Genomic DNA, 11,522 nt, shown 5'->3' with positions numbered 1-11,522 from the left:
AACGACGCAAGCGTGAGGCTTCCCTCGGGAGCGGAAGCTAAACCGGAAGCGGATGCATCTGGAACACAGGCCCCATTGGCAACAAAGTAGGAAGGTTTCAACGAGTCGAGCGCCCTCAGGCGATGCTTGAGGTCGTCTCGCTGCGCCTGCGTCAGGCGAGCGTGATAGAACCTGGGAGGTTTCTCCATGCCCATCCGCTGTTTGTAGATGACATCTCCCGATGGATAGATGGCGACGTTCGGAGAACGGTCAAACAAGAAGACGCTCGAAGTCCAATAGACGAGGAGCGGCACCGCTTGTCTGTCAACAGGGGATGACCCTGCGCCATGCCCGGTGGAGGCACATCCGGCGCCCATCAGCGCGACGCAAAGAAGGGACACAGTCGTTCGTGTCAGCACGGATGGAAACCCCAGGTGAGGCCGGAGCCCAGAAGGACACCGGCGAAGAGCACGCCTACTGTAACCCGGGCGCTCCTGGGCGCCGGGACCGGTGCCTTTCGTCCCTGGCACAGGGGCTTTAACGTGGGGCGGATGCGTTGCGGCACTCACGACTGGTCCATCGCCGGCCCCTTCCTGAACATCCAGCACAAGGTCGGCCCCATCGACGGCTGGCTGGCGCGTGGTGCGGCGCTGGTCGTGGTGGCCTTCCCGGCCATTGCCTACGCGATGGGCTTCTTCGGTGATGTGCGCATCTGGCTCCTGATGCTGGCCATGGGGGCCGTGTCCCTCCACCACCTGACGTCCCGGTGGAAGGTGGTCCTGGATCAGGAGGCCCGGACCGTGTGGCGCCGCGCCGGTGTCCGGGAAGCCCTGGGGGCGAAGCCGCAGCCCCTGGAGTCGTTCACGTCGGTAGCCCTCTACCTGCGCGACAATGGGTCCACGGAGGGGCTCTTCATCGCGAAGGTCTATGTCGTGGCGCTGATGGGGCCTTCCGGCGCGCTCGTCCTGTCCCACAGCGACGACCGGGACGAGGCGCTGAGCCTTGCCCAGGCCGCCGCCCGGTTCCTCGGGCTGGGGCTGAGCGTGGAAGGCGGGCAGAGCCGCTCCGTGGCCGCGCGCCTGGCGGAAGCGCCGCTCACGGGTGAACGTCTCCCGGACCTGCCCTACGGCAGTGGCCTCCAGTTCAAGCAGGACACCCGGGGGCTGACGCTGGAGCTGCCGCCGTGTGGATGGCGTCCCACCTACGCCGCGCAGGCGGCCTTCGCCGTCCTCATCGCGGTAGGCGGGCCGCTCTTCCTGCTGAAGCAGTGGCGGCAGATGTTCGGAATGCAGTCCGCAGCTTCGCCGGTGCCCATCCTCGTGAGCACGCTCTTCGTTGCCTGCGGTGCCTGCTTCTGGTGGTGGGTCGCCCGGGAAGCCACCAGCCAGTGGTCCATCAACGCCTCCTCGCGGGGCATCGAACTGACGCGGTACGGCCCCTGGCGGGCCCGGAAGGTCCTGCGGATCCCGGCCTCGCGCATCCAGGACATCGACGTGCGCGACGCAAGGACAAAAGTCTCCCGGGGCCGGGGCATCGTCATCGAGCACGACAAGGGTGCCGAACTGCTCGGCCTGGACCTGTCGCAGGAGGAGCTGGAATGGGCGGAGAAGGTGCTGCGCCGCGCCCTGACGTCTCATCCCCGCGCAGCGGCAAATCAAGTCGCATGAGCCAGCACTGTCACGGCATCTCAAGCCGGTGAATCAGCCCTGGCGAAGCCCCGGGAGCGATGAAAAGAGGGGTGCCATCGAGCGGAGCGCTTCGCTCCTTCAGGAAGGTACTCAGCAGTTCTTCCGCCAGGGCATCCGGGTTGCTGAGGTAGTTGAGAACATGCATGCGCAACTCAAGATTGGGATGGGAGTAGCTGGCGTCCCGGAAGCGCGCCCGCCGCACCAGCCCCTGCTCTCCGAAGCCCTCCACGACGCGCAGTCCCGTGATGTTGAACGTCGTCGTGCTGAACGTTCCTTGAATGGCCTTGGCTTCCATCCATCTGTCCATGTTGGAGCCATCAGACAAGGCCTCCTTGATATGTTCTAGCGCGAAGAGATCCGCGCGAAGCTCTGGGTTGAGATGGGCAGTCCGCCCCGCCTTGACGTCCTCCAGGGTCAGCTCCACGGCAAGCATGTCTTGGAGTTCCAGGGGATGGGTGCCGTCAAAGCTGCCAGCGTCCTCGTGAAAGAGGTGCCCTGCTTCGTGCATCAGCGCGAATGCCAGGACCCGTGGCTCATCAACGGGCAAACCCCCGATGCGAGTCGTCGGAGAGAACAGACGGAAGAAGGCGGGGAGACGGTCCACGTTGACGAAGACGCCATGTCCCTTGGGCGGGACGAAGACGAAATACTCCGGGGCCAGGTTCTTGCCTTCCACCGCATAGACAGGAACCCGCAGTGTCACCGAGAAGCCACCGCCCTTCTCGTACACAGGCTGGACGCCGGCTTCACCGCCCTTCCAGGAGGGATACAAGCGAACAGGCGCACCTGGCCCCAGGACCCTATTGGCCAGCGACACGGCCTCCGAGATGGCGCTTCGATAGCGGAATGACTCTTGAAGCCCGTACTGCTGGGGCAGCGGGAGCGCTGGCTCAGTGGAGTCGGAGGCCGTACAGCCAGCGAGCACCAGCGCGACGAACAGGATTGTCGCGCGGCTCATGGGGCATTGAGCAGCAGCGTTTGCTGGAGGCTTTCGAGCGCTTCTTCAAGATCCGCCTCGCTCGTGGGCGCAGCGGCGATTTTCATCGTCTTCTCAAAAGCCTCGCTGATGACCTTGGCTTCGGCGAGGCTCTTTGCGGCGGCGGCCTGGAGCCTGTTGGAGAACCCGGTCGAGACCGCAGCCAGCGCCCCCACGACGCCCACCATCACGGCGAACCTGCTTCGGGAGACCGCGCGAGCCCCTCGCTTCGGAACTCTGGCCGGTTGGGGGCCTCCCGTTGCAGGGGACCCAGGGCTCGGAGCCGCTGGGGATGTCCCCGGCTCTGGCAATTGTCCGAAGTAACCCGCCAGCACCGTGATGAGCGAGCTGAGGCCAAACGCGAGCCACTCGGAGTACTGGGCCCGCTGGGCATTTGACCGGTTCCGCGCGACATAGGTCCTGACGTACAGGTTGGCCTGTTCGCGCAGCTTGCGAACTTCTTCCCGACGATCCGGAGTCAAAGATGGGTGTGGTGTGAAGCTGGCCACCTCGTCGAGCCACAGGGTGGGCACGAACATCCCGGTGGCCTCAACGGAGCCCGGGCTTGCGCTGAGAGAGGATGCAACCCGAGTCCCCAAGACGACGAGCAGAATGACCCCGGCGCCCAGGAGGAGGAGGCCTCCGAGCCTGGCGCGTGGCGGAGTCGTGGCACCGGCTGGCGTCGCGGTCACAGGGGCATCTTGGGACATGGAAATACACCTCCAGGATGGGAGCGAGGCAGCGTTCTGCCGCTTCATGGGGTCCACTGGAGATCAGCCGATGTCGTAATCACAAGCAAGGCCCCGGCCTGGCTGGGAGCCGCGTTCTCGCACAAGCAGCTTGGGAAGCCCTGAAACGCATTCCCTGACGCAGCGCCCCTCCCTGGAGGGCCGCCGTGCGTCCACTGTCCCCAGGCTCAAGGCCACCCGGGTTGAAGCGGGCTTCCCCCTGCGCTACACCGCTCCGCAGTCGCTAGGGGTGCCTCCGGAAGGAGGCTGAGACGGGCGCGTGGCCGCGTTCGATCCCTTTGAACCTGAACCGGTTAGTACCGGCGGAGGGAAGCGGTGTGGGTGCTCCAGGCCCGTCCCGTCTCCCGTCCGTTCTCACGAGGAGCCGTCCGATGAGTGGAGCGTCCAAGAGCCTGAAGGTCGATGGGAAGGTGCTGGAGGGGATCAGCCGCGGCCCGCTTCCCGCCTCGCGCAAGGTCTACGCGCCCGGGTCCCTGCACCCCGACCTCCGCGTCCCCCTGCGCGAAATCGCCCAGACGCCCACGCGTCACCACGGCCCCGCCGGCAGCGGCCCGGAAACCCCCAACCCTCCCGTCTACGTCTACGACTCCAGCGGCCCCTACACCGACCCCGCCGCCGACATCGACCTGCGCCGGGGCCTGCCCGCCGTCCGTGAGAACTGGATCCGCGCCCGCAACGACACCGACGAGCTGTCCGGCATCACCTCCGAGTACGGCCGCGCCCGCGAAGCCGACCCGCGCCTCAATGGCCTGCGCTTCAGCCACATCCGCAAGCCCCGCGTGGCGAAGGCCGGCGCCAACGTCAGCCAGATGCACTACGCCCGCAAGGGCATCATCACGCCGGAGATGGAATACGTCGCCGTGCGCGAGAACCAGAAGCTCGACGCTTCACTCGCCGCCCAGCACCCCGGCCACTCCTGGGGCGCCTCCATTCCGCGGGTGATTACCCCGGAGTTCGTGCGCGACGAGATCGCCCGCGGCCGCGCCATCATCCCGGCCAACGTCAACCACCCGGAGGTGGAGCCGATGATCATCGGCCGCAACTTCCTGGTGAAGATCAACGCCAACATCGGCAACTCCGCCGTCACGTCCTCCATTGAAGAGGAAGTGGAGAAGATGGTCTGGTCCATCCGCTGGGGCGCGGACACCGTCATGGACCTGTCCACCGGCCGCAACATCCACGAGACGCGCGAGTGGATCCTCCGCAACGCGCCCGTGCCCATCGGCACCGTGCCCATCTACCAGGCGCTGGAGAAGGTGAACGGCAAGGCGGAGGAGCTCACCTGGGCCATCTTCCGCGACACCCTCATCGAACAGGCCGAGCAGGGCGTGGACTACTTCACCATCCACGCCGGCGTGCGCCTCCAGTACGTCCCGCTCACCGCGAAGCGCCTCACCGGCATCGTCAGCCGCGGCGGCTCCATCCTCGCCAAGTGGTGCCTCGCCCACCACCAGGAGAACTTCCTCTACACGCACTTCGAGGAGATCTGCGAGATCATGAAGGCGTATGACGTCAGCTTCAGCCTGGGTGACGGCCTGCGCCCCGGCTCCATCGCCGACGCCAACGACGCCGCGCAGTTCGGCGAGCTGGAGACGCTGGGCGAGCTGACGAAGGTGGCCTGGAAGCACGACGTGCAGGTGATGATCGAAGGCCCCGGCCACGTCCCCATGCACCTCATCCAGGAGAACATGACGAAGCAGCTCGCCGTGTGCCACGAGGCGCCGTTCTACACGCTGGGGCCCTCACGACGGACATCGCGCCGGGCTACGACCACTTCACCAGCGGCATTGGCGCGGCGATGATCGGCTGGTTCGGCACGGCGATGCTCTGCTACGTGACGCCCAAGGAGCACCTGGGCCTGCCCGACCGCGACGACGTGAAGGAAGGCGTCATCACGTACAAGATCGCCGCCCACGCCGCGGACCTCGCCAAGGGCCACCCGGGCGCGCAGGCCCGCGACAATGCCCTGTCCAAGGCGCGCTTCGAGTTCCGCTGGGAGGATCAGTTCAACCTGTCCCTGGACCCCGAGCGCGCCCGCGCGTTCCACGACGAGACGCTCCCCGCGGAGGGCGCCAAGGTCGCGCACTTCTGCTCCATGTGCGGGCCGCACTTCTGCTCCATGAAGATCACCCAGGACGTGCGCGACTACGCGGACAAGGTCGGCGTCAACGAGACCCAGGCGCTGGAGCAGGGGATGAAGGACAAGAGCGAGGAATTCAAGAAGGCCGGCCACGAGCTGTACCGCTGAGAGCCGGCCGGCGGACGGGGGCCCCCTGGCGCGGCCCCCTGTCCGCTGGATGACAGGCACCGACACGGCATGCCATGTTGGGCCATCCGGGCGCACCCGTCGCGCCCCCCAGACTTACCGGAAGGGCTCTCATGGACATGGACCCCCAGCAGCGTGAGGATCAGCAGTTCGGCTCGTTCATCACCGGCTCGCCCACGGCGACCCAGGATGAGAAGACGATGGGGATGTTGTCCCATCTGGGCGCCATCGCCGGCCTGGTGGTGGGCGCGGGCTTCCTGGGCTGGGCGGTGCCCCTGTTCCTGATGCTGACCAAGGGCAAGGAGTCGTCCTTCGTCCGCGGCAACGCGGTGGAGTCGCTCAACTTCCAGATCACCACGCTCATCGCGATGTTCGTCTCCGGCATCCTGATGTGCGTGGGCGTGGGCTTCATCCTGGTGCCCGTCGTCGCGCTGGCGTCGCTGGTGTTCAGCGTCATCGGCGGCATCAAGGCGAACGAGGGCCAGCTGTACCGCTACCCCGTGAACCTGCGGCTGGTGAAGTAGCCGTCAGCCGCCAATGCCCATCATGGGCAGGAGCGTGGCGCCGTTTCCGGCCTCCGTGAAGCGGTGCCCCTCCGGCTTCTCTCCCAGCGCGCGGCGCACGGCCACGGCCAGCTCCTCGTCCGTCGCGCCGCCCCGGATGAGCTGATGCAGCGGCGCCTGGGCCCGGCCGCCCAGGCAGCTGCGCAGGTCGCCGTTGGACGCCACCCGCACCCGGTTGCAGCCGCCGCAGAAGTTCTGCGTCAGCGGGGAGATGAACCCCACGCGCCCACCCTCCGTGCGCCAGTAGCGCGCCGGGCCGGACGTGGGGGACGCGGCGCTCTCCGGCGGCTCCTCGGTGAGGACGCGGCCCGCGGCCGTCAGGCGCTCCAGCAGCTCCGCCGTGGGCACCGGCGTGCCCTGGCCAAAGGGCATCAACTCAATGAAGCGCGGGGTGAGGCCGCGCGCGTGCGCGAAGGACACCAGCTCCGGCACCTCCGCGTCGTTGACGCCGCGCATGACCACCACGTTGAGCTTCAGCGACTGGAAGCCCGCGCCCGCCGCCGCGTCGATGCCGCGCAGCACCGCCGCGAAGTCGCCCTGCTTGGAGATGCGCCGGAACACGTCCGCGGACAGCGTGTCCAGGCTCAGGTTGAGCTGGGTGACGCCCGCGTCGCGCAGCGGCACGGCCAGGGACTCCAGGCGGCTGGCGTTGGTGGTGATGGCCAGGTGCTCCACGCCGGCCACCGCGGCGATGCGCCGGGCAATCTCCAGGATGTCCGGCCGGGCGAGCGGCTCGCCGCCCGTCAGGCGCACGCGGCGGATGCCCATGCGCGCGAAGACGGAGACGATGCGCTCGAACTCGCCCGCGTTCAGCAGGTCCTTCTTCCCGCCCCACGACGCGGGCGAGCAGTAGGTGCAGCGGAAGTTGCAGCGGTCCGTGATGCTCAACCGCAAGTAGGTCATGCGCCGCCCCTGGGCGTCACAGAGCGGCGGGGCGAGCGGATTCGGAGCGGGCAGGGGGGCGGTCATCGCGGGGCCTTCCGCCTTCATGGATAGCAACCCTGCCGCGGAAAGGCACCGCTTCCAGCGAGCAGGCTCAGCCCTCGGTGCCGGACGCGGAGCGGATGGCGACGGGCGGCGCGCCAATGGGCGTGGCCGTGCTGCCCACCGGCGGAGAGTCCGGCTCGTCGTCCAGGTCGGTGAGCCGCGCCAGCTCGGACTCCGCCTCGGCGGCGTCCGCGGCGGCCTGCATCGGGTTGAGCTTCTTCTCCGCCATCTGCTTCTTGATGTGGATGAGCCCCTCCTCGCCAATGTCCAGGAACGCCTTCACCACATCCGGGTCGAACTGCGTGTTGGCGCAGCGCTTGATCTCCTGGATGGCGTTGGCGAACGTCGTGCCCTTGCGGTACGGCCGGTCGCTCGTCATCGCGTCCAGCGTGTCCGCCACCGCGAAGATGCGCGCGCCGATGTGGATCTCGTTGCGCTGGAGGTTGCGGGGGTAGCCCGCGCCGTCGTAGCGCTCCTGGTGCGACAGGACGATGTCCGCCGGGGTGGAGAGGAAGGGGATGTTCTGGATCATCTGGAAGCCGATCTCCGGATGACGCCGCATCTCCAGCCACTCGTCGGGGGTGAGCTTGCCGGGCTTGAGCAGCACCGCGTCCGGCACGCCGATCTTCCCGATGTCGTGCAGGAGCGCCCCGCGGCCGATCTCCTCCATCTCCTTGCCGTGGATGCCCATGCGGCTGGCGATGGCGCTCGTGTAGCTGACCACGCGCTGCGAGTGGTCGCTCGTCTCGTGCTCGCGCGCGTCCAGGGCCGCCACCAGCGCCAGCAGCGTGTTCTGGTACGTGTTGGCGATGTTGTGCAGCGCGCTGCGCAGCTCCGCGGTGCGGTCGCGCACCTTGCCCTCGAGCTTCTTCTGGTAGCGCTTGCGCGCCATCTCGATGCGCCGCTTGGCGAGCGCACGCTCGATGGCCCGGATGAGGTCGGTGAGCTTGGGTGGCTTGAGCAGGTAGTCCACCGCGCCCCGGCGCAGACAGTCCACGGCGGACTCGGTGTCGCCGTAGCCGGTGAGCATGATGACGGACGTGTCCGGCAGCCGCTCGCGCAGATTCTCCAGGAGCCACAGCCCGTCCCGGCCCGGCATCTTCATGTCGCTGATGACGAGCGGCGTCTCTTCTTCACCCGCGACGTCGAGCGCCATCTCGGCGCCGTTGGCCACGACGCAGTTGTAGCCCTCCTCGCGGAGGAGCACGGAGATGACGTCGCGGACGGAGTCGTCGTCGTCGACGATCAGGATTCTGGGCGGTGCGGGGGGGATGGCTTCCACGGTGGAAGATTCTAGAGGTTTCCAGGGATTAAAGGCGAACGCGTGCGAGAAATCATCACCCCCTCGCCTCCCTGCCGTCCAGGGTGGGGTGCGAGCCCTGGCGCCGGGGTGAACGTCCCGGGTTCCCGGCGCATTCCCCGCCTCCGCGAGTAGGGCGGGCAGGCGCCCTGCGTCAGCCGCGCGCCATTGTCCCCCGGTCGTAGCGGAACGGGGAGAGCTCCACCGAGGGCTTCTCTCCCAGCACGGCCTGGGCGACGAGCTTCGCGGTGATGGGGGTGAGGAGGATGCCGTTGCGGAAGTGGCCCGTGGCGAGGAACAGGCCGGGCGTGGGCCCTCCCCGATGTAGGGCAGGGCGTCCTGGGTCCAGGGACGGAAGCCGGCCCACGTCTCCACCACGGGCGCGCTGCCCAGGTCCGGGCAGAGCTCCAGCGCCATGTCGAGGATCCGCGCCAGGCCCGCCGCGGTCACCTGCTTGTCGAAGCCCACGTGCTCCATGGTGCTCCCGGCGATGATCCGCCCGTCCGCGCGCGGCACCAGGTAGCCCTTCGCGGACGTCACCACGCGCTCCAGGAGCGGCAGCCGCGTCTGCAGCTGCACCATCTGCCCGCGCGCCGGGCGCACCGCCTGCGCCGACACGCCCGCACCCTGGACCAGGGACGACCAAGAGCCCGCCGCCAGCACCACGGCGTCCGCGCGCAGCACCTCGCCGTCCAGGTCCACGCCCACCGCGCGGCCGTGCTCGTGCACCACGCCGCGCACGTAGCCGCTCTTGAACACCGCGCCCACGCGCGCGGCGGCCATGGTGAGCGCGCGCACGAGGAGCCGGTTGTCCACCTGGTGATCATCCGGGAAGTGCGCGCGCCCACGGCGGTGGGGGACAGGTGCGGCTCCAGCTCGCGCGCGGCCTTGCCGTCGAGCAGCTGGGCGCGCAGCCCCATGCCGTGCTGCCAGCCCACGGTGGACTCCACGTGGTGGAGGTCCGCTTCGTCGAACGCGACGCGCAGCAGGCCGCACGGCCGGTACGCGATGTCCACGCCGGAGAGCTCACGCAGCTCGGCGGCGAAGCTCCCGTAGAGGGCGCGGCTTCGCAGGCAGAGCTCGAAGAAGGGGCCCGGTCCGTCGGCCTCCCACTGCGGCGCGAGGATGCCGCCCGCGGCGCTGGAGGCCTCGGCGCCGGGGATGGAGCGCTCCAGCACCGTCACGCGCACACCGGCCTGCCGGAGTCTCAGCGCGATGCCGCAGCCCATCACGCCACCGCCCACCACGAGGACGTCGGAGGTTGCCATGCGCCGCTTGTGCTCAAGCGAGCACGGGTTTGCAAGCGTCAAGACAGGCGATGACCCGGGGTGACTTGACGCCGGGGCCTCCAGTCGTTAACCCTAGGGCCGTGCGTTCCACGTCCCTGCATCACCACCATGCGCATCATCGGCCGGCCCATGACGGGACCGTTCGCCGCGCGCATGCCTGGGTGACGCACTAGAGCGCACCCACTTCCGGCAGATGCCGCAGTGACCGAAGGCCCGTCCCCCCAGGACGGGCCTTTTTTCGTTTCCACGACCGCAGTCCCCCGAGCCCGACCATGTTGAAGATTGCCCTGCCCAACAAAGGACGTCTGTCCGAGGAAGTGCGCGAGCTGTTCAACGACGCGGGCCTGGAGGTGCGCGCCCGCGGCGAGCGCGCCCTCACCGCGTCCCTGGGCGGCGAGTTCGAGGCCATCTTCGTCCGCGCCCAGGACATCCCGGAGTTCGTCGCGGACGGCGCCGCGCAGGCGGGCGTCACCGGCTGGGACCTGGTGAACGAGGCCGGGCGCGAGCTGGAGCCGCTGATGGACCTGGAGTTCGGCCGCTGCCGGCTGGTGGTGGCCGCGCGCGACGAGAGCGGCATCACCCGCGTGGAGGACGTGAAGGACGGGATGCGGGTGGCCTCCTGCTTCCCCCGGCTGACGCAGGCCTTCTTCCAGGAGCGCGGGCAGAAGGTGACGGTGGTGCCGGTGAGCGGCGCGGCGGAGATCGCCCCGCACCTGGGCATCGCGGACATCGTGGTGGACCTCACGTCCACGGGCTCCACGCTGAAGATGAACGGCCTGCGGGAGGTGTCCACCGTGCTGGAGTCCAGCGCCCGGCTGGTGGCGTATCCGGGCAACGGCGCGGAGGCCCGGCGCACGCTGGAGGAGCTGACGCAGGCGCTGGGGTCCGTGCTGGCGGCGCGCGGACGGCGCTACCTGATGGCCAACGTCCCGAAGGCGTCGCTGGAGCAGGTGCGCGAGGTGCTGCCCGGCCTCAACGGCCCCACGGTGGTGGACGTGATGAACGGGGGCCACTTCGTCGCGGTGCACGCGGTGGTCTCGTCGAAGACGCTCTACCGCACGGTCAACGCGCTGAAGGCGCTGGGCGGGCAGGGCATCCTCGTCACGCGCATCGAGAGGTTGATGGCATGAGCGCTCCGGTCCTCAAGTATCAGGGTGACCTGTCCGCACTGGAGCCGGATGCGCTTCGGAAGCTGCTGGCGCGCACGGGAGAGTCGGACGCCCAGGTGGCTTCCCGCGTGCAGGCGATCATCGCCCGTGTGCGCGCGGAAGGTGACCGGGCCCTCTTCGACTTCGCTCGCGAGTTCGACCGCGTGGAGCTGCAGGCCCTGGAGGTTCCACGCGCACGGTGGGACGCGGCGCTGGAGTCGATTCCGTCCGGCGTGCGCGAGGCGCTGACCCGCGCGGCGCGCAACATCACCCGGGCCCACGCGGCGCAGCGGCCCCAGGCCACCGAGGTGGAGACGGAGCCCGGCGTGGTCGTGGGCCGCCGGCCGGATCCGCTGAGCCGGGTCGGCGTGTACGCCCCCGGCGGCCGGGCGGTGTACCCAAGCAGCGTGCTCATGGGCGTGGTCCCCGCGAAGGTGGCGGGCGTGGGCGAGGTCATCGTCTGCTCACCGCCAGGACCGGACGGTCTGCCGAGCGCGGGCGTGCTCGCGGCGGCGGCATTGGCGGGCGCGGACCGGGTCTTCGCGCTGGGCGGCGCGGGTGCGGTGGCCGCGCTGGC

The 11,522-nt window shown here is 68.9% G+C and carries 9 protein-coding genes, 2 pseudogenes and 1 riboswitch; of the genes and pseudogenes, 5 read left to right on the top strand and 6 right to left on the bottom strand.

Translation table 11 applies throughout. The features are described from left to right. Positions 1 to 293, bottom strand: a 293-nt coding sequence (locus ACLEQD_RS25735) for a hypothetical protein (RefSeq protein WP_410387604.1), incomplete at its 3' end; no start/stop codon positions are given. 237 nt (positions 294 to 530) lie between these two features. On the opposite strand from ACLEQD_RS25735, the gene ACLEQD_RS25730 reads away from it, so the two are divergent. Beyond that, positions 531 to 1,646, top strand: a complete 1,116-nt coding sequence (locus ACLEQD_RS25730) for a hypothetical protein (protein ID WP_410387602.1) — start codon at positions 531 to 533, stop codon at positions 1,644 to 1,646. 10 nt (positions 1,647 to 1,656) lie between these two features. Here ACLEQD_RS25730 and ACLEQD_RS25725 read toward each other — a convergent pair whose 3' ends face one another. Continuing rightward, positions 1,657 to 2,625 carry a hypothetical protein gene (locus ACLEQD_RS25725; protein ID WP_410387600.1) on the bottom strand — a complete coding sequence of 323 codons (969 nt, stop codon included), beginning with the start codon at positions 2,623 to 2,625 and terminating at the stop codon, positions 1,657 to 1,659. Continuing rightward, positions 2,622 to 3,182, bottom strand: coding sequence for a hypothetical protein (locus tag ACLEQD_RS25720; RefSeq protein ID WP_410387598.1), 561 nt, complete (start codon positions 3,180 to 3,182; stop codon positions 2,622 to 2,624). Before ACLEQD_RS25720 ends, ACLEQD_RS25725 begins: the two co-directional genes overlap by 4 nt. A gap of 425 nt (positions 3,183 to 3,607) precedes the next feature. After that, positions 3,608 to 3,720, top strand: a riboswitch (TPP riboswitch). A gap of 43 nt (positions 3,721 to 3,763) precedes the next feature. Between ACLEQD_RS25720 and thiC the strand changes: the two are divergent. Then, positions 3,764 to 5,640, top strand: a pseudogene (gene thiC, locus ACLEQD_RS25715) (phosphomethylpyrimidine synthase ThiC). Between the two features lie 131 nt (positions 5,641 to 5,771). Beyond that, a complete protein-coding gene (locus tag ACLEQD_RS25710) occupies positions 5,772 to 6,182 on the top strand; it encodes a DUF4870 domain-containing protein (protein WP_171412400.1) in 411 nt (136 codons plus the stop codon). Positions 6,183 to 6,185: 3 nt separating this feature from the next. Here the strand turns inward: ACLEQD_RS25710 and moaA are convergent, their stop codons facing one another. The 3 genes and pseudogenes from moaA to thiO form a co-directional block, all read right to left on the bottom strand. Next, positions 6,186 to 7,190, bottom strand: a complete 1,005-nt coding sequence (gene moaA / locus ACLEQD_RS25705) for a GTP 3',8-cyclase MoaA (protein ID WP_410387606.1) — start codon at positions 7,188 to 7,190, stop codon at positions 6,186 to 6,188. Between the two features lie 67 nt (positions 7,191 to 7,257). After that, positions 7,258 to 8,490 (bottom strand): HD-GYP domain-containing protein, encoded by a 1,233-nt coding sequence (locus ACLEQD_RS25700; RefSeq protein WP_410387596.1) that lies wholly within the window; start codon positions 8,488 to 8,490, stop codon positions 7,258 to 7,260. Positions 8,491 to 8,662: 172 nt separating this feature from the next. Further along, a pseudogene (gene thiO, locus ACLEQD_RS25695) lies at positions 8,663 to 9,776 on the bottom strand (glycine oxidase ThiO). A 293-nt stretch (positions 9,777 to 10,069) separates the two neighbouring features. On the opposite strand from thiO, the gene hisG reads away from it, so the two are divergent. Then, on the top strand, positions 10,070 to 10,927 hold the full coding sequence (gene hisG / locus ACLEQD_RS25690) for an ATP phosphoribosyltransferase (protein WP_410387594.1): 858 nt from the start codon (positions 10,070 to 10,072) through the stop codon (positions 10,925 to 10,927). Then, positions 10,924 to 11,522 (top strand): histidinol dehydrogenase (locus tag ACLEQD_RS25685; RefSeq protein WP_410387593.1); only part of this gene is annotated, 599 nt, incomplete at its 3' end. The genes hisG and ACLEQD_RS25685, both read left to right, overlap by 4 nt.

The organism is Corallococcus sp. 4LFB, from assembly GCF_046520365.1.
Lineage (GTDB): Bacteria > Myxococcota > Myxococcia > Myxococcales > Myxococcaceae > Corallococcus > Corallococcus caeni.
Note: the sequence above shows the minus strand (reverse complement) of the source record. Positions and strands in the feature narration are given on the sequence as shown.

Coding starts and splice junctions, on each gene's coding strand:
- ACLEQD_RS25730 (WP_410387602.1), top strand. CDS start 531: ATGCGTTGCGGCACTCACGACTGGTCCATCGCCGGCCCCTTCCTGAAC.
- ACLEQD_RS25725 (WP_410387600.1), bottom strand. CDS start 2,625: ATGAGCCGCGCGACAATCCTGTTCGTCGCGCTGGTGCTCGCTGGCTGT.
- ACLEQD_RS25720 (WP_410387598.1), bottom strand. CDS start 3,182: ATGTTCGTGCCCACCCTGTGGCTCGACGAGGTGGCCAGCTTCACACCA.
- ACLEQD_RS25710 (WP_171412400.1), top strand. CDS start 5,772: ATGGACATGGACCCCCAGCAGCGTGAGGATCAGCAGTTCGGCTCGTTC.
- moaA (WP_410387606.1), bottom strand. CDS start 7,190: ATGACCGCCCCCCTGCCCGCTCCGAATCCGCTCGCCCCGCCGCTCTGT.
- hisG (WP_410387594.1), top strand. CDS start 10,070: ATGTTGAAGATTGCCCTGCCCAACAAAGGACGTCTGTCCGAGGAAGTG.